General features: G+C 61.4%; 18 protein-coding genes and 2 pseudogenes. 2 read left to right on the plus strand and 18 right to left on the minus strand.

From position 1 onward, the window contains the following. From KHO33_RS38935 to KHO33_RS38995, 13 genes and pseudogenes are all read right to left on the minus strand, one after another. A pseudogene (locus KHO33_RS38935) lies at positions 1 to 488 on the minus strand (acetate kinase); the annotation flags it as partial. Positions 489 to 997: 509 nt separating this feature from the next. Next, positions 998 to 1,651: a response regulator transcription factor gene (locus tag KHO33_RS38940; RefSeq protein WP_234480965.1), complete on the minus strand. Its 654-nt coding sequence runs from the start codon at positions 1,649 to 1,651 to the stop codon at positions 998 to 1,000. 336 nt (positions 1,652 to 1,987) lie between these two features. Beyond that, complete coding sequence (locus tag KHO33_RS38945) at positions 1,988 to 2,365, minus strand: hypothetical protein (protein ID WP_200568539.1); 378 nt, start codon at positions 2,363 to 2,365, stop codon at positions 1,988 to 1,990. 36 nt (positions 2,366 to 2,401) lie between these two features. Further along, positions 2,402 to 2,662, minus strand: coding sequence for a hypothetical protein (locus KHO33_RS38950; RefSeq protein WP_200568538.1), 261 nt, complete (start codon positions 2,660 to 2,662; stop codon positions 2,402 to 2,404). Positions 2,663 to 3,099: 437 nt separating this feature from the next. Continuing rightward, positions 3,100 to 4,275: a porin gene (locus KHO33_RS38955; RefSeq protein ID WP_211629288.1), complete on the minus strand. Its 1,176-nt coding sequence runs from the start codon at positions 4,273 to 4,275 to the stop codon at positions 3,100 to 3,102. 125 nt (positions 4,276 to 4,400) lie between these two features. Further along, on the minus strand, positions 4,401 to 5,153 hold the full coding sequence (locus KHO33_RS38960; RefSeq protein ID WP_200568015.1) for a response regulator transcription factor: 753 nt from the start codon (positions 5,151 to 5,153) through the stop codon (positions 4,401 to 4,403). A gap of 72 nt (positions 5,154 to 5,225) precedes the next feature. Then, a complete protein-coding gene (locus KHO33_RS38965) occupies positions 5,226 to 6,125 on the minus strand; it encodes a peptidylprolyl isomerase (RefSeq protein ID WP_200568016.1) in 900 nt (299 codons plus the stop codon). Positions 6,126 to 6,137: 12 nt separating this feature from the next. Further along, a complete protein-coding gene (locus KHO33_RS38970) occupies positions 6,138 to 7,955 on the minus strand; it encodes a ShlB/FhaC/HecB family hemolysin secretion/activation protein (RefSeq protein ID WP_200568017.1) in 1,818 nt (605 codons plus the stop codon). Further along, positions 7,955 to 10,018 carry a two-partner secretion domain-containing protein gene (locus KHO33_RS38975; RefSeq protein ID WP_234480883.1) on the minus strand — a complete coding sequence of 688 codons (2,064 nt, stop codon included), beginning with the start codon at positions 10,016 to 10,018 and terminating at the stop codon, positions 7,955 to 7,957. The genes KHO33_RS38970 and KHO33_RS38975 overlap by 1 nt, the downstream gene beginning before the upstream one ends. Positions 10,019 to 10,135: 117 nt before the next feature. Next, a complete protein-coding gene (locus tag KHO33_RS38980; RefSeq protein ID WP_200568018.1) occupies positions 10,136 to 10,618 on the minus strand; it encodes a DUF2846 domain-containing protein in 483 nt (160 codons plus the stop codon). Next, complete coding sequence (locus KHO33_RS42450) at positions 10,615 to 10,758, minus strand: hypothetical protein (RefSeq protein ID WP_234480884.1); 144 nt, start codon at positions 10,756 to 10,758, stop codon at positions 10,615 to 10,617. Before KHO33_RS42450 ends, KHO33_RS38980 begins: the two co-directional genes overlap by 4 nt. Positions 10,759 to 10,979: 221 nt before the next feature. Beyond that, a complete protein-coding gene (locus KHO33_RS43050) occupies positions 10,980 to 11,261 on the minus strand; it encodes an EndoU domain-containing protein (RefSeq protein ID WP_200568020.1) in 282 nt (93 codons plus the stop codon). A gap of 325 nt (positions 11,262 to 11,586) precedes the next feature. Continuing rightward, positions 11,587 to 19,380, minus strand: a complete 7,794-nt coding sequence (locus KHO33_RS38995) for a beta strand repeat-containing protein (RefSeq protein WP_200568021.1) — start codon at positions 19,378 to 19,380, stop codon at positions 11,587 to 11,589. 346 nt (positions 19,381 to 19,726) lie between these two features. Here KHO33_RS38995 and KHO33_RS39000 point away from each other — a divergent pair. Continuing rightward, positions 19,727 to 20,697: pseudogene (locus KHO33_RS39000) on the plus strand (DEAD/DEAH box helicase); the annotation flags it as partial. A gap of 225 nt (positions 20,698 to 20,922) precedes the next feature. On the opposite strand, the gene KHO33_RS39005 reads toward KHO33_RS39000, so the two are convergent. The 4 genes from KHO33_RS39005 to glmS all read right to left on the minus strand — a co-directional run bounded on the left by KHO33_RS39005 (position 20,923) and on the right by glmS (position 24,787). After that, on the minus strand, positions 20,923 to 21,333 hold the full coding sequence (locus KHO33_RS39005) for a nucleoside/nucleotide kinase family protein (protein ID WP_200568022.1): 411 nt from the start codon (positions 21,331 to 21,333) through the stop codon (positions 20,923 to 20,925). Positions 21,334 to 21,498: 165 nt separating this feature from the next. Then, the gene (locus tag KHO33_RS39010) at positions 21,499 to 22,602 is read right to left on the minus strand and encodes an IS5 family transposase (protein ID WP_200568037.1); all 1,104 of its coding nucleotides are present in this window, start codon (positions 22,600 to 22,602) and stop codon (positions 21,499 to 21,501) included. Between the two features lie 23 nt (positions 22,603 to 22,625). Next, positions 22,626 to 22,946, minus strand: a complete 321-nt coding sequence (locus KHO33_RS39015) for a nucleoside/nucleotide kinase family protein (protein WP_200568023.1) — start codon at positions 22,944 to 22,946, stop codon at positions 22,626 to 22,628. An 11-nt stretch (positions 22,947 to 22,957) separates the two neighbouring features. Continuing rightward, positions 22,958 to 24,787 (minus strand): glutamine--fructose-6-phosphate transaminase (isomerizing), encoded by a 1,830-nt coding sequence (glmS, locus tag KHO33_RS39020; RefSeq protein ID WP_200568038.1) that lies wholly within the window; start codon positions 24,785 to 24,787, stop codon positions 22,958 to 22,960. Positions 24,788 to 24,913: 126 nt separating this feature from the next. Between glmS and KHO33_RS39025 the strand changes: the two genes are divergently transcribed. Then, on the plus strand, positions 24,914 to 25,432 hold the full coding sequence (locus KHO33_RS39025) for an Lrp/AsnC family transcriptional regulator (protein ID WP_200568024.1): 519 nt from the start codon (positions 24,914 to 24,916) through the stop codon (positions 25,430 to 25,432). On the opposite strand, the gene KHO33_RS39030 is transcribed toward KHO33_RS39025, so the two are convergent. Then, positions 25,364 to 26,143, minus strand: coding sequence for a hypothetical protein (locus KHO33_RS39030; protein ID WP_200568025.1), 780 nt, complete (start codon positions 26,141 to 26,143; stop codon positions 25,364 to 25,366). The two genes, KHO33_RS39025 and KHO33_RS39030, sit on opposite strands and share 69 nt — an antisense overlap. Positions 26,144 to 26,161: the final 18 nt, after the last annotated feature.

Genomic DNA, 26,161 nt, shown 5'->3' on the forward strand with positions numbered 1-26,161 from the left:
TCGAAAATCGGTGCAACGGCAGGCGGGCGAGAGTCCGCTACCGGAGCCTGGCCAACAGGTTGGTTCGGCGTGGGCGAAGCGGGTTGTTGGTCCACGCTGCCCGCGTTCTGCGCAGTACCGGCCGGCGCGGTTCCGGTAGCCGGTTGCGAGACTGCCGGAGCGGTGCTCTGGTCCGCCGCCGCGGCATCCGGCGCTACGCTCGTTCCGAGCGGCAGGCCGTTGGCATCCTGGCCACCGGCGCCTCGCTGCGTGTCCAGCTTGCCTGCGTCCAGCGCGCGACTCAGCCGGGCGAAGTTCGCCTCTTCGTCGGCGAGCTTGCGCTTGATGGCATCGAGTTCCCTGATGCGTTCGTCCAGTTCATGGCGTAACGTCGCGATATTGTCCTGCGCGGACTGATCCTCGAGCGACTGCGCCTGCGCCGTGCTGCTGAAGATCAATAGCACGGCATAACTGATGACACTGAAGTGTCGATATGGCAAGTGCTTCATGACGCGATCTCCATGAGAAACTCGCGACCGGCCATGGGCACCTTCGCACAATACCCACAGCTCGCCGACGGTTAGAGGGATATCTTCGTATGCTGCATGGGATGGAATATCTGATAGCGTGCCTTTCCAGACTAGCGGAGCGGCAGCTGGGACGCCAATGCGGTGAACCCTGGCCGCGACACTCGTTGCTGCGAATATTCATGGAGGATTACACTTACGTCTCCTGCAAGACATGTTTCGTGTCGTGCCCATCACCCCGGATTTCCATGCAATATTCATGCGCAGCACGAAACTACTGGAGTGGGCATGCCATGACAGGTTGCAAGCACTCGATCAGTACCGTCTTGAATTGATGGGACAGGATGGCGATTCGCGTGCTCGACATTGCCGTGCCTAGCATCGCCGCGGTCGGCGTCCGCGGACAAGGGCGCGCAGACCGCGGACGGCGCGCCCTTCTTGCTGCGAGCATAGTGGCTCACCTTGAACGCGACAGAGCCTGCGCCGGTGAGTCATGCGCGGAAGTCCCTGTCCGGCTCGTCATGCCTGGCACCAGCCAGCTCTGTGAGTCCCGCCATATGCGCAAGCTGGAACAGGTGGGCCACGCAGTGCGCGCCGAGCTTGTCCATGACGTGCGCACGATAATGCTTGATCGTTTTCTCGGTGATTCCCAGTTCACTGGCGATCTGCTTGTTCAGGTGGCCGGTCAGGACGCCTTGCAATACCTCACGCTCGCGCGTCGTCAGTTGTCCGATACGTTCAAGGATGGCGTTCTGTTCCGCGGTCTGTGCGCGCAGCTTCGCCGAGCGCATGACGGCCCGGCCGATAGCATCAAGCAGCCCGGTGTCGTCGACCGGCTTGATCAGGAAGTCTTCCGCCCCGCCCCGTATCGCCATCACAATGGCGGGAACGTTGCCGTCGCCACTGATGAAGACAATCGGAAGCACAACGCCCGCTTCCGCCAGTTCACGCTGCACCTGCAGGCCACTCAGGTCTGGAAGGTGGACATCGAGCACCAGGCAGCCAAGGTCTGAGCGACCGCCGACGTGTTCAAGGAATTCCATGGCCGAGGGGTATGCATCGACGCGATAGCCTGCGCACCGGATGACGCGCGCCAAAGCGCGGCAGACCGACTCGTCATCCTCGACCAGCGCAACAACTGACATGGACCCTGTCATCGTTTCCCCCGCCCGGGGTTAGGCTGAAACGGGTGCTGGATCGTGACCGGTGCCCGCTGCATCCTGAATGGCTCATTTATGTAACTGAGTGTAGTGCTGCCGGCCGGCCCGTAACACCTGGGGTTCACGCTGACCGCTTCTTTCAGGGAGCCGACAACTGCGGTGGCTGGAAGGTTATATCACCGTGGGTTGTCGCTGCCGCTCACGGTCGAGATAGAACGGCCAGTCCTGCAGCCGGATTGCGGGCGGCAGCTGCGGAAAGCGGAACGTCGGCCCCGGCTTTGCGTTGACTGGAGTCGCCGCCTCAGACTTCACTGGTCCGCATCACCGTACGGTGTCCGCATCTTCAGGCGGAGCCACGAAGGTGCCTGTGCGCGACACGATCGCCTTGCCGAGCCGGTACAGGGTCATCCTGCGACCCAGGCAGGTCTTCTTCCGTACATCCAGCGCGCCGAGATCAACGAGTTCCACAACCGCCCGTGTCAACTCAGCAAGAGTGAGGCCGGACTCCTGTGCCGCGGCATCTGCCGAAAAGGACCTGTAGGCCCATGTATTCAGCATCCTCGTTAGCACGAGCGCGAGCGTGAATGCCGCGTCGCCTACTCCCGTGCGGCCCAGTTCCGTCACGAACGCCTGATGCAGCGGCGACAACAACCGCCAGTGCCTGTCCAGCCGTTCAACGTTATGTTGTCCTATTTCCATTTTTCTGTGAAAAATCCGGTCGCTTGTCTACGCGCTCTACTCCGTGGTGTCTGTGCCGAGGAGCGATACTGCCACCATCGTGCCTACCAGCGCTCCGGCCAGCATGCCCCCAATGGCACCGTTCGTTCCGGCCAGTACACCACCGACCGCCGCACCCAGGAACATGCAAATCCCGATCAGAGCAAAGTGAAACCGTTCGAATTGCATCGCGTTTTTATCCGGCAAACTGGCAAGTTTGGTGCATCGGAAGCCCGATCTCAAAAAAGGAATTGCGGGTTTTCTGCCGATACCGGGCATAGATGATCAGGCGCTCACCTGCCGCCCAATGCGGGCCCGGGCAGTCTCTGTTGCGTCTGCGGCATGCACGAAGCCCTGGCACGGCACTGAATCCCCTGGCTCGTCATGGAACGTTCGCCCCGAAAGCGTCGCCGCTGTGTGGAACGCACGCGGATTGGATTGCTGGATCTGTCTGACGATCTGCTCAACCGCGCCGATACCCTCGGTCGACGCGTTTCGCAAGGCCGTACGTTCACTGTGAGTTAGATGCATGACGATAGATCTCGGACGTAATTCCCGGGTTTAACAGACCAGAAAAATGGATTCTCGTCTCGACGATGCCTGTTCGGAAATTCCGGATCATGCCGCAAAGGCGCTCCGACGACACGGCATAAAAAAGCCAGCCGTTGGCTTGTGCCCCTGGCTGGCTCCTTGCGCGGCTATGGATCAGGCGCTGGTTAGAACTTGTGGCGGATGCCGACGCGAGCCGTGAACTGGTTCTGGCTCGACGAACCCGGCAGGTTGTTGATAGCGGCGGTTGCATCGACCGTATTGCCTGCTGCATTCAGCGTTTCGCCCAACGCGTGCTGGTACACGCCAGTCAGGTATACGTCGGTACGCTTGGACAGGAAGTAGTCCACGCCCAGTGCGCCCTGGTGGTACTGGGCACGCGATGCGCCGGTGATTTCCGCGCCGCGGGTGTAGTCATACGCCGCGCCCACCAGCAACGCCGGAGTCAGCTGATATTTGAAGTTGACTTCCGCGTTCTGGACCGTCTTCGACTGGCCAGCGTAAGGCGATGCGAACGTCTTGCCCAGGTTGCCGAAACGGATGTTCGAATACGTCAAACCGACCGTCGCTGCGCCGAACGTGTAAGCGCCACCCGCGCCGATCACCTGGTACGTGTTGGCCGACGAGAAGCCAACGTAGACCGGCGACGCCACTGCTGCGCTCGCTGCGGGCAGCGGCGACTGGCCACCGTTGTTGAACAGGCCACCCGACGCTGCCGGGGTGCGTGCGTTCAAATAACCGACGCCGAGAACGAGCGGACCGTTGTTGTAGCCGGCACCCAGCGACCAGATCTGGTTCTCGGTGAAGTTGCCCGCGATGCCGCCGAAGCTATACGTGCCGCCGAACGTCAGGCCGTTGTAGTTCGCGCTCGTGAACTTGACCGTGTTGTTGGTGCGGTACGCATTGTTGAAGTTGTCTATGTCGCCCGGGTGAGCAGCGATGTAGCCGCCCCATTGGTCGCCCGCTTCCAGCGGACCGACGTAGTCGACAACGGAGTCGTACTGACGACCCAGCGTGACCGTCCCGAACTGGCCCGACAGGCCGACGTAAGCCTGACGACCGAACATCAGGCCGCCTTGACCCAGCTTGCCGGTGTTGACGTCGAAACCGTTTTCGAGCACGAACAGCGCTTTCAGACCACCACCGAGGTCTTCCGTACCGCGCAGGCCGAAACGCGAGCCTTGCAACTCGCCGCTCGACAGGTTGTACAGGTGCTTGCCACCCGCGTTGGTATTGATATTGAAACCTTCATCAATAATGCCATACAGGGTCACGCTGCTCTGCGCATGAGCGACGCCTGCAAACGTGCCCAATGCAGCAAGAGCCAGAAGTGACTTTTTCATAAAAATGATCTCCAGAAACCGTTGATGTAGCTGCCACGCAACGACTGGCAGCTGGTTCGTCGCAGTTTTTCTTCTCCGACGCAGGGCAAACGATATCAAACAATTTCGATGTACTAACAGCCTTCTTAATTGCGCGAAGTGGTATTGTTACTTTCCTGCAACATATCGTTGCGATCCGTCGGTAACTCATCGGTCCAGTGCTGAAGCACATAACCTTGCCGGTAGAACGATCTCAGGCGAATCCCATTTTCCCTGTCGAGCCTGAGTTTTGTCCTCAGGCGCGAGAGTTGTGTGTCAATCGCGCGCGCCGCAATCTTTGCATGCACACCCCAGACGGTCTGCCGAATGTGTTCACGCGAAATCGGTTTTGACAGATTTCGAAAAAACAGCAGTGCCAGTTGCATTTCCTGCGGCGTCAGGGAAATGACGGATCCATCCAGATGGACCGTCTGCATGCGTGCATTGAGCGTATAGGGTCCCACGCGATAGCTCTCCGCAGCGTATAGCCGTGCCGGTGAAATACGCCGGATCAACGCCTCGCAGCGTGCCATCAGTGCCTGGAATTCGATCGGCGCAACGAAATAATCGTCCGCGCCGCTCTGCAGCGCCATGGCAACATCGGCAGCACGGCCATTGGTCGAAAGGAACGCCACAGCAACATCGGTAGGGCAGTTTGTTCTGACCCAGCGCAGAATGTCCAGACCGCTCATGCCTCTGGTCGACCACCCGATCAGGACCAGATCCGCGTCCGGCTGCCTGATCCGTTCCTTCAGGCTATCGATCGTCTCAAAAGCCTCAAAACCATGACCGAGCGTCGCAAAGGCAATTGAAATGCCACTTGCGGAGTTGGCTGTCTCCAGATATGCGAGTACTTTCATTGATCCCTGCGTACGCGGAATGAGCGGATACCTTCGATCATCTTCGTCGGCCTGCGCGGCATGAAGTGAAAACTACTGCTGGATCACCGCCCCCTTGAGCAGTCCACCGGTAAACTTCGCACTCGCCTGTTCGAGCGCGAGCGTTTGCAATTGCTGGCGGATCGTGTCTTTCGCCTGATCGAACGCCGGCACCTGGACAGGACGTTTCGCATCGAGCTTCACGATCACGCGCTCGTTACCCACGGCAATCGCCGTAGGTGTCACGCCACCGGCGGGCAGTTGCGTGATCGCCTGCGCGACCGCGAGTGGCAACCCCTGCGTGTTGCCCTCAGTGAGCGGCGCCTTGAAGCTCACCCACGGCAGCTCGCCACCCACAGCCTTGTTCGGCGCCACGCTGTACTGACGCGCGAGCGCATCGAAAGCGGAGCCCGACTTCAGGGTCTTCAGCACCGTTTTCGCGGTGGCGTCGTCTGCAACCGTAATCACGCGCGGCTTGTATTCTTCCTTGCCGAGCGACGCGACGATCGCGTCATAGCGCGCCTTCACCTGCGCGTCCGTTACCGGCTCGGGGTGGACGTTATCCTTCAGGTACAGCTGCGTCGCGGCATTGACCGTGGCGGCCTGCATCGCCTGCTGCACTTCCGGCTTTGTGTCGTAATGCGCTTTCTCCGCGCCCTGACGGAACAGTTCGCGCACGATCAGCTGCTGTTTCAGGGCCTGGCGCAACTGCGGCGTGTCGACCTGATGCGCCACCTGGACGGCCACGCGCACTGCATCGTCGAGCTGCGACTGCGGGATTGCGGCGCCATTGACGATGGCGATCGTGCCCGCGGGCAAGGCGTTGCCCGCCGCGGTGGCCAGTGAAGCGACCGGCGCGGTGTCAGCATGGGCCGGCATCGACATCGTCATGCTCAGGGCGACGGATGCGAAGGTGTTTGCGCACAGCGTGCGGATCAGGGGGGTGTGGTTCATCTGTTTCCTTGGTTAAAAATTAAGGTTGGCCGTGCCGAGTACGAGGGTGGCTTTGGGGCCGAGGCTTGCTGGCTGGGTCAGCGCCCGGCCAACGGTCAGTTCGCCCGAAATCATCCGCTGCTGCCATTGCCACTGCACGCGCAGGCCCGCACCCACGCCCGCGAGCGTCGGGAAACCCGGCACCGCGACAAGGCCGGCCTTGCCCGCGTCGAGAAATACATACGGCTCGAGGCGGCTGTCATGCCATGCAGGCGCGTTGATCCAGGCGATCTCGTTGCGGGTATAGAAACCGCGGTCGCCGACGATCTCGCCGGACCGGAAACCCCGCACGGTGTCCATGCCGCCGAGATACAGCTGCTCGGAGCCATAGAGCGCGACGTTGGTGAACTGGCCGCCGAGGGTGCCGCGATACGCGAATGCCGCACTAGTGAGCTTCGGCAGTGGCACCGTGAAGGTCGCCGTCGCGTCCAGCTTGGTGAACTGGCTGTGCGCATAGTCGCGCGGGATATTGGGCGCGTCATGATCGGCCTCGAGCCACGGGAGCCCCTGCGACACGCCCGCATCGAACGTGACATTGCCGGGCGCATCGTTCAGTACGAACTTGCGCAGCCAGTTACCGCCGATTCTCAGCACCGCGATGTGCTGCGGATCGAGTTCGATATCGTTGACTTCGCGATCGGTGCGCCGCCACGACAGCGTCGCATCCAGGTTCAGGATATTGGCCTGCGTCCGATCGAGGGTGTAGTTCCAGCCGAAAATGTGGCTCAGTGTTCGGCCGTATTCGAGCGCGGTCGTACCGATGATCTGCTGGTATTCGGAGTCCGACAGCGTGTAGCTGAAGGTGTGCCGCCCGAATGGGATCGCGAATGAGCCCACGAGCGCGTTGCTGTCCTGGCTGTCGATGTAATTCAGGCTCAGCGACTCCTGCAGGCCGATCAGGTTGTCGGCCTCGACGCTGGCGCGATAACGCGTGATGCCCGTCGACGTGCTGCCATAACTGTCGACGCCGAGGTTGTAGTACAGGCGATCGCCCGGCTGGTTGCGGATGGCGACAATTGAATCGCCGGCGCTCTGCCCCGGCAGGATCTGCACGGCAGCCTGGTTGCGCCGCAGCCGGTTGATCTGCGCGACGCCCTGATCGAGATCGGTGAGGTTCAGCGCATCGCCGGGTGCGGCAGGAAAGGCATTGTCGTAACCGGCATCGGTGAGCCAACCGCCACCGGCGGAATGTTCGTCCTTTTCAAGCCGGTGAATGGGCTGGCCATTGATCGTGTACTGCTCGACGTGGCCGACCTGCACGGTGATCGTGAGCGTGCCGGACTCAAGATTCTGCGGACCGAGCAGCGCGCGCGTCGTCACATAGCCCGCCGACACGAACGCCCCGGTGAGACGTTTGAGCAGCACGTTCAGGCGGTGCGAACCAAGTTCGTGACCGGCGAACGGTGCCGTGATGGCGTTGATTTTCGCGGGCGGCAGCACGGTGTTGCCGGTCACGTCGATCCGGCCGATCCGGAAGGTCGAGCCGGTCTCGGGAATCGCCTCGACCGGCGTGCCGGGCGGAATGTCGAGCGTCTGTTCGGGTGTCGGTTCCAGCACCGGCGGCACCGTGATCGACGCCGGCGGCTGGGCCAGCTGCCGCTGCCGGGCCTGCTCGCGCTGCTGGTCGATCAGCTGCTGCGCGGGGTCCTGGACGGGCCGGATAGCCGGAACCGGTTGAGGCCCCGGGGGCGGGGTCTGTGCGTGCGCAGGCGCCGTCTCCAGTACGAAGATCAGCAGTCCGACCAGCAGCAACACCACCATCCAGACTGCGGTTTTGAGAAACTCCCGCATCAGCGCCACCACCACGTCGTGAGACCCAGATGCTCGCCGAGCTGCACCGGCGTGGTGGTGGGCGCTCGCACCGTCGTGAGGCCGCCCCTCGCGGACACGCCTTTGCCGCCGGTGAAATAGCCGCCGTCGATCACGCCGTCGCCCGTCAGCGTGACCTGTCCATCGGCGGTGAAACCACCGCCCACGTCGGTCGCGATAATCTGCGCCCAGGTGCTGCCGAAGAACGCCTTGAAGCCCCGGTCCTGGTTGATCGCCGAATAGCCGGTCACGCCCTGCGCGTAGGTAATCGGGGCGTTCACGGTGAGATTGCCCCCCGCATAGACGTTGCCGCCGATGTTGCTGGCGCTCGTTCCCGCCGTGATCGTGATGTCGGAACCCGACTGGATCGTGCCGCCGTACGGCGCCACACTGCTCGATGCGTTCGCGTAACAGACAATCCAGCAGCTGTTGACATAGCTGGCCTGACCCGCGAACACCGCCTCATTGGTAAAGGCGTCCTGCGCGGTAATCGTGATCGCCCCGTCGTTCGACTGGATGAGGCCGCCGCTGTTGGTGACGTTGCGCCCGGCGATCGTGACCGGGCCATTCGTCGACGCGATCGTCGCAAGCTGGTCCGGTTCATCGACGGTGCCGTAATCGACGTCGAAGCCGCTCGTGTTGTGCCTGAAGAACAGGAAGCCGCTGCTGCGCGAATACGCGAGCGGCTGGCCATCACCGGCGCCGCCCGTGTGGTCGATCGTGTTGAGCACGTCGCCCTGCGCGGTGAGGTTCACGGCCCCGTTTGACTCGATGCGCGCGTTGTCGTTGGTGATGTTGCCCTGCGCGCCCAGCGACACCGCCCCATTGGCCGAGAAAATGATCCCGAGGTTCGCTGGGCTCGATGCGTTCGTGATGTTGCCGGCCGCCGTCAGCGTCACGTCGCCGCCGCTGGGGGCCGTAGCACCTGAGCCGTCCGGTGCGATCATCCCTGCCTGGATCGTGCTCCCGGTGCTGGCGATATCGCCCGTGCTGGTCAGGTTCACCGCGTTGCCGGCTGTCAGGACTGACGGGCCCGTTCCGTTGTCGGTGAACGCGATGCGGTTCGCATTGACCGTTACATCATTGGCGGCGCTGACCTGGCCACCCAGCAGCGACAGCGCGCTTGTCGTGGCGATGCTGATATTGCCCGCTGCCCTGATCGAACCCAGGGCGTTCCCCCCGCCGACACTGACGTCACCATTAGCCGACACCACCACATCGCCCGCGCTTGCATAGATCGAACCGAGATTGCGCACGCCAGCGCCCAGGTCATTGACGATCAGCTCGACGCGGCCGGCCGTCAGACCACCCAGTTCGGTGATGTCCACCGCGATGCCCGGACTGCTGGCTCCGGGCGAGGTCGAACTCGTACGCCAGTCGTTGTTATTATCGCCCGGCGAAAAGCTGGTGTCATAGGTGTTCGTGCTGTCGCCAATGATCGCGCGGATGCCCGTGAGGGAACCGCTAAATCCATTCGAGACCGGTCCGTTTACCGCGAGGCGCTTCGCGACCAGATCCAGACTGACCAGGTCGCCGGTCAGACCGCCCGGGCCGATCGTGATGGCGCCGTCATTAGTCGTCAGTACGATGTTGCGCTGCGTGTTGCCCGCCACCGTCACGTCATTGAAGCTCACCTGCCCGGTCGACAGCACGACGCGACCGGCATTGACGAAGCTGCCGCCGTCGACCGTGATGCCGTTCGGGTTCGCCAGGATCACGTTCGCGCGTGGTCCCAGCACGGAAATCGCGCCCTGGATCAGCGACGGATTGGTGCTGCTGACCTGGTTGACGATCGTGTTCGCGTTGATGCCGGCGTTGTTGAGATCCGCGCCAGCCTTCGACACGTTGAACGAGGCATAGGTATTGTGCGAGACCCCGCCGATGGCCGGCGCGATGGCCACTGTCTGGTGGCCGTTTGCTGCACTGGACACCGAGGTAGGAGTACCGCCGTCAGCGACGATGCCTGCCGCAACGGCTACACAGGCAAAAGCGGAGAGCAGCAAGCCGATCGCCATCGCGATCGGGGCAGGTCGAAGGACATTCATTCGGATTTCAAATATTTCATGCAGTTTGCACTCCTTAACTGAGGCTGACTGGCCCGGCCATTCTGATTGGCACCGGGCATCGCGCCTGCGTTACCACATGGCCAGCTGAGCCTCCAGTTAGAGTTTGTTCGGGTCCGAACGCACTACGTCGTCCCGCTCATCAGAACCTCCCGTGTACTTGAGTTCCTCGATCTCCTTCGCGCCAGAATCGGGCTCCTCGAGCGATGGCACGACGCGGCCGACCAGTAGCCCTAACGAGACCGAGGTACGTACGTATTTCGTTTCGCCCGCATCCAGTGCAAACGAGACTGTCTTTTCCGTTTCGGTTTGCGTCGAAACCGTGTACTGGCCAGCCGGCTCATCGATGTAGAAAAAGCCACCCGGCTTCGAATGACCAATGGCCGTTCCATTCAGCTTGATCTGGGGCTGGATTGCCGCACCGACGATCGAATTCGACCGCAGGAAATAGATACGCCCATGATCGGCAGTCAGGGTCGGAATGGACCCGGCCATCTCTTTGTATTGCGGTCCAGAGGCGCAACCAGCGGCCAGCAGCGCAACACTGCTGGCGAGTAACACGGTACGGTAAAACTTCATCATTCAAGGTCTCCAAGCATGACTGGAACAGGTTTATCGAGGGGGGAGAAATGGGCTTCACCCGGCAGATAGAATCCAACCAGGCTACCTTTGGCGACCACCAGGTATGCTTCATGAACCTGACGGCCTTCGATGGTGAACACCGTGCCGACCGGTCTGAGCACTTGCCCTTGCGGCAATGCACCCGAAACGCGCCAGCGAGATTGCGCAGCGATCGTGTGTTCATAGCCTGAGCTCAGGCGAACAGTCGCTGCCTCCTGGACAACGCGGATGGGCAAGGTCTGTGGACTCGCAGCGACATTCAGTTGGGCTGCCTGTACGGGCAGGGCTGGCGCACAGGCGGACAACACGACTGCGCTGACCGCTAACACAGACAGAAGCAGGAGGGAGTTTTTTTTAGGGTGCGTAATTTCTTGTCCTTGATAAGTGTCGCGCAGAAACCGTTTTCACTTCGTCGAAGCGCTCCGCCGTTGCACCGCTGATCTTTAGGTGCAGGGTTCGACCATTTGATAGTTGGATCTGTTGCAATATCAGAAATCGCGGTCGTAATATCTTGCGCGCTCCATGTAGCTGGAAACTCCGATTTCCCCGGGTTACCGACTCCTGAGAGGTGGCCGCCCGAAGTAGGCCCATCGCCATAGAGCACATGGTTCTCCGCCTTGGGATCGAGGAGTGATCTGTTTCTAGTGTCTGTGGCAATCTGCCAGCCAGATCGACAACCTTGATCCGCGCAATCAGCAGCGGGCGCTAACTATCCTCTCCCACTTGGCAGATCGCTCCCAAAACCGAGGCGCGATCAAGGAAGCTGTCAAAGCAGTCTGGGTCAATCTCTATAGCGACCGCCTCGCCTTGCAGAATAAGGTCTACGTGTTGCTTACGCTCAGCCAAAGACAAGCCCGAGTACTCTCGAAGCAGCCAATTAAACTCAACTTTTTTGAATCCGGGTTTCCACCCCACAATGCGAACCATAGTCATTGATTTACCTTGATCGTAATGGGTCGCGGATTTTTACCAATATTCGCACCCGAGGTCCGTTCACCACCGTTGATGACCACTTCATCAACTCCATATTGTTGCCCCAAAACGCGAGCAACGCTGCGCAATTCGCTAAGACTGCTGGTTCCCGACCCTGAGCCTTGGATGTGCATGCCATTTAATACGAGTTGATTACCGTTCTGGGTCATCTCCGTTATGACGGACAGGTCTCCATTCGCTCCGGGTATGCTGAACTCGTAAACATTCCCCTGCTGCTCAACTATCTTTACGCCGTTTGTGGCTTGCCCGTCCCCACCGCTATTGAGGGTCGCTGTTGATGGCACATAGCCTGGCGTTCCCGGCACCGCCGCCCCCGGAGCAACCGGCACCGGCCCTTCAGGCGTCATTGCATAAACCGGCGGCGTCACCACCGCCCCGGCTGTCCCGCTCGGGGTATTACCGCCGTTGTTCGCGTCAACCAGCGGATTGGGATCGGACGGCGGCGTCTGCCCGCTGTTCGCGTTCATCACCCCGATGAACTGGTTGCCCAACGATGCAGCGCCATTGCCCAGCCACGTCGCGGTGCCTTGCGCCACATTCCACAGGTTAGTCACCAGCCCGCCCGTTTGCGCCGTGTCCGCCACGTGGGACTGCTCTCCAGAATTGTTCAATGCCTCGTTCTGTGCCGCTATCGCCGCACCGCTTACGTTCACGCCCGCGAGCCCCGCCAAGCCGCCACCGGCCAGCGTCGCGAATGCCGCCAGCGCAGCCTGCTGGCCCATATCGAGCGGTGCGCCGGTCGGATCAATCGCCTTGATGAAATCCGGACTCAGCGCGGCACTCGCAGCACCACCCAAAGCACCACCGGCGCATCCAGTACCCTCTGCCGCACCAGCAGCGCATCCCAATGCCGCGTGAGCTGCCACATATCCGAGTTCGCCCGGCATGCCAGTGCCGAAGTCGCCCGCCGCATTCGCATTGCCGATCGCGTACGCACCGGCCGCTGCGACGTCGCTGACCGCATCGTTTTTCAGGTTGGTCAGGAAGCTGCCGCCTTCAATCGCAGTCTGCACTCCCGCCTGTACGGTCGCTTCGGCCGCGATCGCCGCGCCCTGCTCGAGCAGGGTACTGGCCGTGGTGGAACCCGCCAGCGGTACCAGCGCGCCACCGACATTCTGTACGCCAGCCAGCGAGGCGAGGCTTTGCCCACCCACCGTGATCCCATTGGTGAACCCTGCCGTCAGCATCGCGGTAGCGCCGGCCTCGAGCATCGAGTCCATGCTGAACGAACCGTTCGCAGCCTGCCCCAATGCGCTGCTGGTCATCCCGGCAATCGCCGCCGATAGCACGATATTGCCCAGCCCGGCCGATACCGCTGCAGACGTCGCCGTGGCCGCTGTTCCGGCCGCAAGGGTACTGCCGGCGGCAGCGCCGGCTCCCAGCGCTGCCGATGCCGCCCCCGCCGTCATGACCGACGCGACCACCATCGTGGCCAGCATCCCGATCGTCTGGAACGCCCCGACACTGTCTGCCAGTGAAGTGAAACTCGTGGTCAGGTCGTCCGATACGGTGCCCTGCGTGAAACTGTTGCCCAGTTGCGCCTTCAGGTTCGCCAGTTCCTGCTGCGTACCGGCGGCGTCCACCGTGCCGTCGGCATTGAGTTGCTGCAGCGCCCCACCGATCTGGTTCACGGCATCGACATTCATCTGGTAATTGCCGGCGGACATGAAGCCGCCCTGCTGCGTCACCGTGCCGGTCGTCGTCAGCAAGCCATCGATGCTGGCATCGAACGTGTACTGCGTGCCAATATCCGTCGAACGCTGCTGGTTCGTTAGCGTCCCGGCATTGACAGTCAGCGAATCCGTTGCGGTGATCGATCCGGTATTGGTAATCGTCCCGCCATTCGTCGCCGTCAGCGTCACGTTCTGGCCGCTGATTGTCCCGTCATACTCGACTGACGCATAGTTTTGCGGCAAATACACCTGCGGCATCAGCGCATTGACTGTCGGGCACGCCGCGTTGCCGGTTGCCGTGCAACCCGGTTCGGGCACGGTCTCTTCCACGTACCAGAGCATCGGCGCATCGAGCGCGGCGATCTGCGACGGGCTCAACGCGGTGCCCAACGCAATGTTGTTCGCCTCGGCGTACTGGATCGCGTTGCCGTACAGGATCTGCTTTTCCTGATCGGTGACGGAAGTCTGGTTCTGGTTGTCGAACGACAGGCCGCTCACGAAACTCGCCTGGCCGGTCTGCTGCAACGCGGCCTGCTGCAGGAGCTGGTCTTCGGTGAACGGGTCGTAATAGAACTGGGTGGTGTCCGGCTGCAGGCTCGCGGGCAACGCGGCCAGCAACTGCTGCGGGCCGATAGCGCCCATCACCAGCGAGGCGGGACTGCTGACCAGATAGGAGGCACTGTGCGCGGCACCGGCGACCGTCTGCACGGTCGGACTGCCAGGCACCGATACCGTGCCGCCGCCTGAGCCGGCGCTGGCGGCGGAGCCTAGCGAACCGCTGGAGCCGTTCGCGATCCCGCCTGCAATACCGGACGCACCGGCCAGACCCGCACCGATGAGCCCGGTGCCGCTGGACTGATTCGCCGCGTCCGTCGCGCTGACGGGCACACCTACCGGACCGAGGGAGATAACCTGCTGGGAGCCGGTCGCCTGTGGCGTATAGACCGCGGGCGATGTGATGCCGTTGACGATCGTCGCACCCGTGAGCGCGACCTGCTGCCCCATCACATTGCCCGAGTTCTGCAACTGGCCACCTGCGGTGACCGACAATGAAGGCGCCTGGATCGTACCGGGCAGGCTGGCGTAGGGCGTGGGCGGCTGGATGCCGTCACGCGCGTTATAGGCGCTGCCAAACAGCGCCCCGCAGTTCGCCGCCGTGCCGCAACCCAGGTTGTCCGGCGGGATGGAACTGTCAATCACGAGACCATAGAATGCGTCGTGCCAGTAGGCATTGAGCGTCTGGTCCTGGTTCGTGATGGTCGATGCGGCGGTGATGGTCGCCTGGCTGCCGGCGGTAATCAGGCTGCCGGTATTGACCACCGTCCCCGCGTTGACCGACAGGTTGCGGTTCGCCGTGATCGTCGACGCATCGCCCGACTGTTCGTCGACGAAGGCATCGCAGTAATGCAGGGATGCGCCGCTACAGCCGAACTGCGCGGTCGTGCCGTAGTTCTGGTACACCTGCACGGGAGCGGACAGCGTATTGGTGAGTGCGGCCGTGCTGATCGCGATATCTCGGCCGGCCTGGATGTTGCCCGACGTGTTCGTGAGTGCGGATGACTGTGTCAGGTTCGTCTGCGGGTTCGTCGGGTCCGTGTTGTCGCGCGTGGTGCCAGCCCCGCCGATCACGACGTCCCGGCCGGCGAGCAGGTTGCCATAGGTGTTGTTCACCACCGGCGCGGCGATCACCAGGTCGCGCCCCGCAAAAACGGTGTTGTTCGTCTGCGTGTAACTGTAGGTCTGCGTACTCGTCTGGTCGCCGTAGATGTTCGCCGCGTCGTTGTTCGGCCCAAAAGTCGGATTGAAAGACCCCATCTGGTACGCAAAGATGGCGGCGTTTGTCATGGCGTCAGTGAAATCCTGACCGGGACGCAGGAATAACATTGACTGCGGACCGAAGTTCGTGCCGAAATAGCCACACTGGGCCTGCGACACACCGGCAGCACAACCCGTCGTCGACGTCACGGTATCCGTGTGGTAGCCCTGATTCGTGAAGCTGTTGGCGGTGATGAACAGGTCCTGCCCGGCGTACAGATTTCCCGCATTCGTCAGGCTCGCGCCGGTGCCGGTCAGCGACAGATTGTTGCCCGCAACGATCTGCCCCGCGTTCTGGGCGGTAAAGGTCGTCAGCGTCGAGGTTTGCAGGATAGGTGCCGCAGACGACGGGTCGATGCTGGCCGAGATGTTCAGCAGCGTGCCATTGGGATCGTTCATGTAGCCATCATGCTGACCCGGCAGCACCGTCAGCGTGCCCGCTGCGTACGCGGCCTGCAGTTGCGCGAGGAAGCTCGCATACGACGCGGAGTCGATGCTGTCAGTGATCGTCGTGACCACCGCATCGCCGCCGTTATCAAGCGACGCGACGTTCAGTGTGGCGTTGTTACCGGCCGAGATCGTGCTGCCGTGATTGTTCAGCGCTCCGGTGGTGATTGACAGGTCGTGTCCGGCGGCAATCACCCCACCCTGCCCGCTGGGCTGCGTCGTCGTGGTCGTCTCGGTGACCGTAGGTAACGCGATGCCATTAAACGTGCCCCCGCTCAGATCGGGCGCGGTCGCGATCGTCGCGCTGGACGGCTGAAGGTCGCCCACCCGGCCCGTGATCGTTGCCGTATAGTTGGCCGTGCTGCCGTCGCCATAGGTGATGTCGTCGTTGATCGTGAGCGAACCCATCGGCGCGGACAGTAACGCTGACGCAAGGCCGGCATCGGCGATCGTGGTCGTCGAGGTCGACGTGCTGGTGGCGTTCGCGGAAGCCTGACTGTTGTTGACATTGGCCGCGATGATCGAAATGTCGTTCTGTGCGGTGATCGTGCCGCCAATATTCGTCAGATCCCCGGACAGGTTCGCCGTCAGATTGCGCCCTGCCGCTGTCGCCGCCCCACTGTTGTCGTAACTGACGCCATTGAGGTTGACGTCGCGTACCGCGCTGACCGTGCCCGCGTTGGTCGTCGCGCCGGTGAGATTCACATCCTCGTTCGCGAGGATCGACCCACCGGCCTGATTGACGATCGTGCCTGACAGGTTGACGTCATTGCCGGCGGTGATCGTGCCGCTGTTGGTGAGCGTCCCATTGGTCGACAGCGTGATGTCGCCCGCCTTGCTGATCGTGCCGCTATTCGTAATGCCCTGCGCGGCGTTGATCGACACGCTGTTGCCCGGCATCGCCCACGTGCCGGAATTATTGAGCTGCAGCGTGTTGATCGTCAGCGCGTTGCCGAGATTGATCGTGCCGCTGGAGGCGGCCGACGGATCGAACGCCTGATTCTGCAGGTTCAGCGTCAGATCGTGCTGGGCCAGGATCTGGCCACCGGTGTTGTTGAACGTGCCGTTGCCGCCGGTGACCGTGACCGTCGCGTCGCCCGGTGCGGCCGGGTTCGCGGGGTCCGTACTGCCCGCGAACAGCACGCCGTTCTGGTTACCTGCCAGGTTACCGGTTGTGACGTTCAGCGCGTTCGTGCCGATGATCGCGCCGTTGTTGTTCGTCAGGCTGCCGCTGGCCGTGACATCCGTCGTCAGCCCGGCAATCGCACCCGCGTTGTTCAGGTCCGTCGCATTGACGGTCGTCGCGGCAATCGAGATCAGGTTCGCGCCGGCGCCGTTCGTGACGGTCGCGCCGGTGACCGTGAGCGGCCCACCCGCCAGCACGCTGCTCGTGTTCGTCACGCCGTTAGTGCCCGTCAGGTTCGCCGCGCCCTGAACGAGCGTACTGTTGCCACCGGTCGTCAGCTGGTTGCCCGCATTCGCCGTCAGATTTCCGCCGATCAGCGCCCCGCCGGTTGCAACGTCCGTACCCGACAGGTTGGCGTCGCCGACGACATTGATCTGCCCGGCGGACAGGTCGAGCGTGTTCTGCGCGGTGGCGTTCAGCGTGCCCGATACGGTGGTCGTGCCGCCGGTGGTGATATCCGCGGCGGACAGGGTTGCGTTACCGCCTGCCTGCGTGGTGCCGGTGATGGCCAGCGTCTGCCCGGCGGACAGCACCGCATCGCCCGCTGACTGGAGGTCGCCCTGCGCGTTCAGGTTGCCCGACTGGGCCGTCAGCGTGGTCGTGCCGAGGCTGGTTGTGCTGCCCGCCACCGTCAGGTTGCCGGTTGCCTGCGCGACCAGATTGCCGCCGCTGAGCACCGCGCCATTGATCGAGGCATCCCCGCCGTTAGCCTGGAGCGTTGCATTGCCGATGGCCGTCGCTGCACCCACCGTCAGACTGCTGGCCGCTGTTGCGTTCAGATTGCCACCGGTCTGGAGCGCGCCGGTCAGATCGATAGCCTGTCCGGCAACCAGCGTCGCATCCTGCCCGAAGCTCACGCTGCCGGCACCCAGCAGGTTGCCGCCCGCGCTGAGCGATCCGGTCCCGTTGCCTGACACGTTGCCTGAAACGGTGAGATCCGTGCCGGCCGTCAGTGCGGTATTGCCGCTCGTGCTGACGTTGCCGCCCAGCGTCATCGCCTGCCCCGCCGTCGCGGTGAGGTCGCCATTGGCGAGCACGTTGCCGGACGTGCTGACATTGCCCGTCGTACCAGTCAGCGACAGCGTCCCGCCGGAGTTCGCCTGCCCATTGACCGAGGCATTTCGCTGGGCGGCAATCTGCACCGCCGAGCCGCCCGTCACGGCGCCATTGACCGTCACATCCCGGGCGGCATTCAGCGCGAGCGTGCCGGGGGCCGAGACAGCACCGCCTATCGTCAGGTCACCATTGCCGGTCCTGCCGGTCGTCGTCAGTGCGAGGTTGTTGCCGGTGGCGACGGAACCGACCGACATGTCGCCGCCGGAGGTCAGGTTGACACTGCCGTTCGACTGCGCGGTGCCGATCGCGAGGCTGCCACCGGCGGTCATGTTCAGATCCTGCACCGACTGCACGGTTGCGCCCGCAGCGGAGATGTCGCCCGCAGCGTCTACCGTGTACTGGTTGGCCAGTCCATTGCCGCTCATCGACACATTGCCGGCACTCGTCAGCGTCGCGCTCTGCTGCGCGTAGGTCGAACCCACCGTGACGTCGCCGTTCGCGTTCACCACGACGTTGCCGGCCGTCGCCGCGAGCGCGCCTTGCAGGTTCACGCCGGGCCCCGCCGCAGTCGCCACGATGAAGATCTGCCCACTCGTGACCGAACCGAACTGGCTCGCATCGATCGCGACCGCCTGGCCGATGGCCGCTGCCGTGTTCGCCGTGCCGTTCGCGGTGGTGCCATACGTCGTGCCGGTGGCGTCCGTCGTCGCCGGACTCACGAGCTGGTTGCCGGCGATCATGTTGATGCGCTGGTCCGCGCGCAGCGGCGCGTTGAGGCCGATCGTCTGGGCAATCAGGTCAATGTTGCCGACCGTCCCGTCGATGCCGGGTCCGGGACCAGTCACCCCAGGCGCCCCGTCGATCTGGATGTGCCCTGACTGAACGTCATAAGCGAGCGCGCCGGCATGCGCATAGTCGGTGGGCGTGCCGCCCACACCCGTCAGGAACTGCGGCGTGCCGGTCGTCAGTGTGAGCGCAGAGATATTGGTGAGCGCCGTGCCGCCTGGCACAGAAATGCCGTTCGGATTGGCGATGATCAGCGAGGCGGGGTTGCCGAATACCTCAAGCGGACCCGCAATGACCGACGCGTACTGCGCGCCGGTCGAGGTTACCTGCGCGAGGATCGTGCTGGCCGTGCGCCCGGCCAGATTCGGATTCGCGCCGACCTGACCGCCGATCAGCGACGTGCCAGCCGTCAGGCTGTTGTTGAAAATCAGCCCTTCGGGGCCGGCCGACAGGCTCTGGAACTGGTTAGCCGACAGGCCCTGCGCATTCGGCGCGACAATACTGATAACGGGGACGCCTCCCGCACTCAGGGTCACCGCCGGCTGGAACGGGATCGGCGCGCGCGGATCGACGATCGGTGCGGCGTGCGCCACTTCATCAGCGAGGAACACCGCCGGAGCAAAGTACATCACCCCTGCCATCAGCACGGCGACCACGCGCATCCATAACGGCCGCGGCCCATCCTCAGTCAATGAGGAAGCAAAAAAACGGCGTCGATCCGACGCGGCGAGCCGGACAGCGTTACGCTGGGCCTGCTCGACCCACATTCTGTTTCCCGTGCGCATGGTTGTTAGTGCGTTCTTGTTGGGGACTATAGGGTGCCGGATGTGCCCGGAACTTCTGCATTTCGTTTGGCCTGCGAAACTATCACAGGCACACCAAAGGCCGGGCCACAGATTTCGCGATTTGACGAACATTGACAATTTCGTTGTGACCCGGCAACGCGAAAACATGCAATCAGACCAGTCCGATTGACGTCGCGATATTTCACATTGCTCCGCTGCTCCGCTGCTCCGCTGCTTCGTTGCCGGCAAGGCGCGTCCATGCTAGCCGGACGCATCTGTCTGATCATCGTCGCGATGGTGTCCGTCAAGCAGACTGCGCAGCCCGCCGTTGCGCACGCGCCACCGCTTGTGCCTGACCGGCACGCCACTTGAAAATCACCTCGGCGATCTGTGGGCGCAGTTCGACTTCCTGCTGCCCGGTTTCCTCGGTACCCGTCAGGATTTCACCCGGCGCTGGCGCACCCCCATCGAAAACGGCGGCGACGCCGTGCGACGCGAGCTGCTTGCGCGGCGCATCCGCCCCTTCATGCTGCGCCGGCGCAAGGACGAGGTCGCCACCGAGTTGCCGCCGAAAACCATGATCGTGCGCACCGTCGAACTCGAAGGGGGACAGCGTGACCTCTATGAGACGGTGCGTGCCGCGATGCATGAAAAGGTCCGCGCCGCAGTCACCGCAAAGGACTCGCGCGTAGCCACATCATCGTGCTCGAGGCGCTGCTCAAGCTGCGTCAGGTCTGCTGTGACCCGCGGCTCGTCAACCTCAAACAGTCGGCACGCGTGAAGGAATCGGCCAAACTGGGACTGCTGCTCGACATGCTGCCCGAGCTGATTGCCGCTGCGTTGAGCGAAGCCGGGATTCCATACGTAGTCCTGACCGGTGATACAACGGATCGCATAACACCGGTCAGACGCTCCCAGCAGGGCGAGGTACCACTATTCCTGATCAGCCTGAAGGCGGGTGGCGTTGGCCTGAACCTGACCGCGGCCGATACCGTGATTCACTACGATCCATGGTGGAACCCCGCCGTCGAAAATCGGGCCATCGGTCGTGCACATCGTCTCGGGCAGGACAAGCCCGTGTTCGTCTATGAGCTGATTACGGCCGGCAGTGTCAAGGAGAAGATCGTCGCGACGCAGGAGCAGAAAGCAGCGCTTGCCGACGCCATCCTGTCCGAAGATGGCGCAGGCGCCGTCAAGTTCTCGGCCAATGATCTTCAGGCGCTGTTCGAGCCCATTCCGGTCACGACGTCCATTTCACCGGCACCGAAGTCGCGCCCTCTCACCAGGACCGGGACTTAGGATGGAGGATTTTCTGAGGTAGGTCTGGAACAAGAAGAGGCCTGGCCGGGACTCGCCAATATCTTTCGGTGTTCCACCATCTGCTTGCGGAATTGCGGGGGTGTATCCGAATCCTCATTTCGCTGGAAAGATGCCGCAACACGAGTGGATCTCGCAAACCGCTCGCGAAGCTCAGCATTCATCGCAAGGTAACCGGGCGATAACGGCGAACGTCGACTCCATCGATCAGCTGAGGCGCTCGGTTCCCTTCGAATTTCGGAGTAGCTCGGGGGCTTCGAAGGCGGTGTTGTCGATGACAATATCGGCACCCTGGATCGGTCGGCATTCTGCTTCGTACATCTCGAATGCCGGGTTGTACCGCGCCTCGTACAGTTTCGTGACGTCCGTACCTTCGCCGTACCGCAGCCTGTCACGCGCGATACCACGGGCGTTCGTCTTATCCTTATCAGCATGCAAATAGATCACCAAATCGAGCGCCGACCGAAGGATTGGCCGCTGCAAGAACGAACCATCCAGCAACAATATGGCGTCAGCGGTAGCCGTCATCGGGTCGGAGTCGCACGGCGAATCCGTTTCTAGGTCGAATGACGCCAACCGATACACCCGATCACCGCCGGCGCCGAACGGATCCAGCAATAAGCGGCGAACCGAGTCTAGCAGGCTGCGGAAATACTCGAAGCAATCACGAGCGGCTTTCCTCCCGAAGGGGAACCTGGAGTCGCTTTTTCCACCATCCGGGAATTGATTGCCCGATTCCCGTCTCTGGTGGCTAGTCGGTGCCGTTTTTAGCCCCGATTTAGCTTATTGCGCCACCTGCGCACGGATTTGTCCCAAGGTGCGCATACGAACCAGGTTGTACGCTGCCATCGTCAGCACAAACATCTGATCCACTTTCTTCAAACCACGCACCATCACTTGACGCATGCCCCCAACGGTCTTGGCCCAGCCGAATCCCTGCTCGATCAGCTTGCGCTTTTGCTGTGAGACGGCGTAGCCCTCGCTTTGGGCAATCGCCTTCGGTACCGCCGAATGGCGTCCTGAATTGTTCTGCGCCACATGTGGCGTGACCTTCATGTCCACACAGGCTTCCACGAACTCCTGGGCGTCATAGCCCTTATCAGCTCCGAGCGTAATCTCACGCGCCGGGTCATCGAGCGCCTGTCTGGCATCGTTAATCATGGCCTTTGCGGCTTCGCGCTCGGCATAACCATCAGCGATCGTCACCACGGCATTGGCCACCAAGCCGTGGCGGTTGTCGCTCAAGGTATGGCCCATGTAGCGCAATTCACTGGCCGTGCCGCCTTTACGATAGAGCCGTGCATCAGCATCGGTCTTCGACTCATGGGTGTCGTTGCTACGCTTCTCGCCTTTGAAGTTGCCCCCATCGCCGTTGGCCTGGTCGTCATCGTCACGGCGCACAAAGCTCTTATGGCCGGCCCAGGCCTGGATCAGCGTACCGTCAACGCTGAAGTGCTCGCCTGATAGCCAGTCTTTCTGCTGTGCAATGGCCAGCACCTCATTGAAGAACTCGATGACCGCGTCATGTTTAATCAGCCGTTCCCGGTTCTTGGTGAACACAGTTGGCACCCATACGCTATCGTCCATCGACAGCCCAATGAACCAGCGGAACAGCAGGTTATATTGGACCTGCTCCATCAACTGCCGCTCGGAGCGCACGCTGTACAGCACCTGCAACAACATCGCCCGCAGCAATTTCTCCGGCGCTACGCTCGGCCGGCCGCCTTTGACGTCAGCTTCATACATGCCGGCAAACAAGCCGTTCATCTTCGACAACGCGGCGTTGGCCATCTTGCGAATCGCGCGCAGCGGATGGTCCGCTGGAACAAAGTCTTCCAGCTTACGCATCGTGAACAAACTCTCGGTGAAGGTGTCGGCGCCGCGCATCATTTCTCAGGGTAGTGGCTTCCTCAGCATAACGTTTCATGCGACTCATCCGCTGACTTGCCGTCGTCGGTATTTCCGCAGCCTGCTAGGTCTCTGGCGTCATGATAATAGCCCGCAGCAGAAAATCGCCCCTGTCTATAGCGCACTGCCTTGGGATGATGAAAACTGTCCACCGATCCGTTAATCACTTCGCGGCCACCCCGCCCCAGCATCAGCGACAACTCGGCCGCTAACGAAGATTTTCCGGATGCCGTGCGACCATCGACGGCGACGCGAAGCGGCCGGCTCGTTCTCACCGCCAATATCGTCTGAACGACTGCAGCAATAACCACGCTTCTGCCCATTTGTCCCTCAACTATTCAACGGTAACGGATTTCGCGAGATTTCTCGGCTTATCGACGTCTGTTCCCCTCGCCTGCGCACAATGCAAAGCGAGCAATTGCATTGGGATCGTGTGGAGAATCGGCGACAGCGGACCGTAATTCTCATGCAACTGAATAACGTCCACACCGTCGGAACGAACGACGCCACAACCATGGTCAGCGAACACGAATAACCTGCCACTCCTTGCGCTGACTTCGTGCATGTTGGACTTCAGCTTTTCTAACAAAAAATCGTTCGGTGCGACCGCGATTACGGGCATCTCCTTGCTCACCAAGGCAAGAGGGCCGTGCTTGAGCTCGCCAGCCGCATAACCTTCCGCGTGAATATATGCGATTTCCTTCATTTTGAGTGCGCCTTCTAAGGCAATCGGGAAATGCACCCCTCTGCCGAGGAACAACATGTTTTCCCGGCTCGCGAGATGTTTCGACCATTCGACGATTTTTGGCTCAAGTTCGAGCACCTTGTTCATCGCATCGGGAAGGTGGCGGAGCGAAGTGAGGTGCCGACCTTCCGCTTCGTCGTCGATGACTCCACGAATTTGCGCGAGAGTCAATGCGAGCAGAAAAAGCGCGACGAGTTGCGTGGTAAATGCTTTCGTCGACGCCACCCCGATTTCGATGCCCGCGCGAGTGATGAAGCTCATGGACGCCTCACGAACCAAGGTGCTCGTTGCGACATTACAAATCGCCAGAACGTGAGTCATGCCGATCGACTTCGCTCGATGGATCGCCCCAAGGACATCCGCCGTCTCTCCGCTTTGCGAAACAGCAACGACCAACGTGTTATCGTCGGCGCACCAGTCCCGATAGCGAAACTCGCTTGCAACTTCGACATGAACTGGAAGCCGAGCAATGCTCTCGATCCAGTATTTTGCAGTCAGCGCTGCGTGGTAACTCCCTCCGCAAGCGACAACGAGAACGGAAGAGACCTGCTTCATGGCGCGCCAGGCATGATCGCCGAACAGCTCCGGCGTAATGCCGTCAATGCCCTGCAACGTGTCTGAGACGGCCCGCGGCTGTTCGAAAATCTCCTTCTCCATGTAGTATCGATGCGGGCCCAGCACAACAGCAGCACTATTGCCATCGACCGGCCGCACATCACGCCCGACACGGCGTCCGTCCGCACTTGTCACTAGATGCTCGCGAAGCTGAACGTCGGCGACATCCCCATCCTCCAGATAAACGACCTGACGCACCCCGACCGGCATCGCGGCCACGTCCGAGGCTAGGTAGTTGCCGTCGGCACCGATGCCGATAATGAGAGGCATGCCGTGCTTTGCGCCGACCAACCGGTGCGGCTCCTCCCTGCACACCACGGCAATCGCGAAACTACCTCTCAACTCGGTCACGGCTTGCGAGACAGCATCCGTTAGGTCACCGTCGTACAACGAGTCCACCAGATGCGCGATGATTTCGCTGTCGGTTTCACTCTTGAAGACGTAGCCCTTTTTTTTCAGGATCGACCGGAGTTGGTCATGGTTTTCGATTATCCCGTTATGAGCGATGGATATCCGCGCGTCATCATCACCAGGAGACATGTGGGGATGGGCATTTGCGGTGACTGGCGCTCCGTGGGTCGCCCACCTAGTATGTGCGATCCCCAAACGACCGCCGAGTTGTAACTCGGCAACCTCCAATCGAAGTTGCGCAACTCGCTTCACGGTACGAGCACGAGAGAGATTGCCGCGTTGAAGCAGAACGACGCCACATGAGTCATATCCTCGGTACTCGAGCCGCTCTAGCCCGACCAGCAAGTCTTCCGCGATGTCGTTATGAGACACGGCCCCAATTATTCCACACATGTCAAAAGTTCCCATAAATGATCACGTATGATCGTACAATATGCGATATGAAATATATGTTCATTTTTCGTCGAAATATGACGTTTCAGTTTCATCTCTGTCGCATCACTTTTTTGAGACCCCGGCATGGATTCCAGCGACCTCGACGATCTTGATTTGAAAATTCTCGCCGCGCTACAGGAAAATGCATCGCTGTCGAATCACGAATTAGCGACGCTCGTCCAATCTTCGGCACCGACCTGCTCTCGCCGAGTCGCCAAGCTGAAATCGTCCGGCATCATCCTGCGTACGACCGTCGTCATCGACCAGGAAAAGATCGCGCCTGTTGTGACCGTCATCGCGGAGGTGACGCTCGATCGTCAAACCACGGAAGACCGGATCGAGTTCGAGCGGCTTGCGTGCGCCATGTCGGCCGTCGCGCAATGCTATCGAGTGTCGGCCGGCCCTGACTTCATTGTGATCGTGCATTTGCCGAACTTGAATGCGTACGACGACTGGGCTTCGAAGCTGTTTCGCCGCGCCACCAATATCCGGAACGTGCGCACCTTCTTCGCAACGCATGTCGCGAAATTCGAATCAGCAGCCGCGCTCGTCGCCTCCCCTAATGACGGATCGGCGGACGGCACACGAGTTCATCACACATAGGCACAAACGCGCTCCCGGCAGCAGGACGGTGTCGGCCAGAATTGACGGTATAGGTACTGGATTGGCCGGAGAATGTAATCGAAGCGAAAACGTCTCGATTCTTCCCTCCCGCGTTCGCACCGTCAGCGCAAGGTACGGATAAGCGAATGCAGCAAGAACGGCCTTGATCGCATCGCCGAACGCTGTCTCACCGCGCTCATCCGATACGGTCATGCTCAAAGATTTCCGCCCTGTCCTGAAGGCGTCCTTGCCGACCGGAACGACGATGTCCTGAAACAGCATGGCCGACACGACGACTCCTCTATGAAGCGCGATGCGCGCGTTATCGTCGATAGAAAGCAAACTGACGAGCGGGTACTGCAGCACCCTGTCACTGGACACGGTCGACTGGGGTAATTTGAGCTGTCGGGTCCACTCGCCCAGCAGATCACGCCAGTTGTCTCTATCGCCCACTAGCGAAAGGAGCTTTCCAGCGATGCCGGCGCCAGCGTCCGAGAGCAGCAATGCAAAATTCGGATAGCCATCGCCGGGTACTCGATCCAGGACTAGTCTGTAAGTTAACTGCAACTGCCCTCGGCTGCGCACCACGCGATACAAATGCCACCGATCGCGGCCAACTTCCAAATCACGAGGAAATTCAAGCTCAAGAACGCTGCGTCGCAGTGGCATGTCAACAGTCGAACCCAACCAGAATTGCGTACGCAAGATCATGTCCGAACTTCTCCAAAA

Source organism: Paraburkholderia nemoris (genome assembly GCF_905221015.1).
In the GTDB taxonomy this organism is placed as follows: domain Bacteria; phylum Pseudomonadota; class Gammaproteobacteria; order Burkholderiales; family Burkholderiaceae; genus Paraburkholderia; species Paraburkholderia nemoris.

What these genes read in the sequence shown, in the direction of transcription:
- KHO33_RS38940 (WP_234480965.1), bottom strand. Translation starts at nt 1,651, where the DNA reads ATGTCAGTTGTTGCGCTGGTCGAGGATGACGAGTCGGTCTGCCGCGCT.
- KHO33_RS38945 (WP_200568539.1), bottom strand. Translation starts at nt 2,365, where the DNA reads ATGGAAATAGGACAACATAACGTTGAACGGCTGGACAGGCACTGGCGG.
- KHO33_RS38950 (WP_200568538.1), bottom strand. Translation starts at nt 2,662, where the DNA reads ATGCCCGGTATCGGCAGAAAACCCGCAATTCCTTTTTTGAGATCGGGC.
- KHO33_RS38955 (WP_211629288.1), bottom strand. Translation starts at nt 4,275, where the DNA reads ATGAAAAAGTCACTTCTGGCTCTTGCTGCATTGGGCACGTTTGCAGGC.
- KHO33_RS38960 (WP_200568015.1), bottom strand. Translation starts at nt 5,153, where the DNA reads ATGAAAGTACTCGCATATCTGGAGACAGCCAACTCCGCAAGTGGCATT.
- KHO33_RS38965 (WP_200568016.1), bottom strand. Translation starts at nt 6,125, where the DNA reads ATGAACCACACCCCCCTGATCCGCACGCTGTGCGCAAACACCTTCGCA.
- KHO33_RS38970 (WP_200568017.1), bottom strand. Translation starts at nt 7,955, where the DNA reads ATGCGGGAGTTTCTCAAAACCGCAGTCTGGATGGTGGTGTTGCTGCTG.
- KHO33_RS38975 (WP_234480883.1), bottom strand. Translation starts at nt 10,018, where the DNA reads ATGAATGTCCTTCGACCTGCCCCGATCGCGATGGCGATCGGCTTGCTG.
- KHO33_RS38980 (WP_200568018.1), bottom strand. Translation starts at nt 10,618, where the DNA reads ATGATGAAGTTTTACCGTACCGTGTTACTCGCCAGCAGTGTTGCGCTG.
- KHO33_RS38995 (WP_200568021.1), bottom strand. Translation starts at nt 19,380, where the DNA reads ATGTGGGTCGAGCAGGCCCAGCGTAACGCTGTCCGGCTCGCCGCGTCG.
- KHO33_RS39010 (WP_200568037.1), bottom strand. Translation starts at nt 22,602, where the DNA reads ATGCGCGGCGCCGACACCTTCACCGAGAGTTTGTTCACGATGCGTAAG.
- KHO33_RS39015 (WP_200568023.1), bottom strand. Translation starts at nt 22,946, where the DNA reads ATGGGCAGAAGCGTGGTTATTGCTGCAGTCGTTCAGACGATATTGGCG.
- glmS (WP_200568038.1), bottom strand. Translation starts at nt 24,787, where the DNA reads ATGTGTGGAATAATTGGGGCCGTGTCTCATAACGACATCGCGGAAGAC.
- KHO33_RS39025 (WP_200568024.1), top strand. Translation starts at nt 24,914, where the DNA reads ATGGATTCCAGCGACCTCGACGATCTTGATTTGAAAATTCTCGCCGCG.
- KHO33_RS39030 (WP_200568025.1), bottom strand. Translation starts at nt 26,143, where the DNA reads ATGATCTTGCGTACGCAATTCTGGTTGGGTTCGACTGTTGACATGCCA.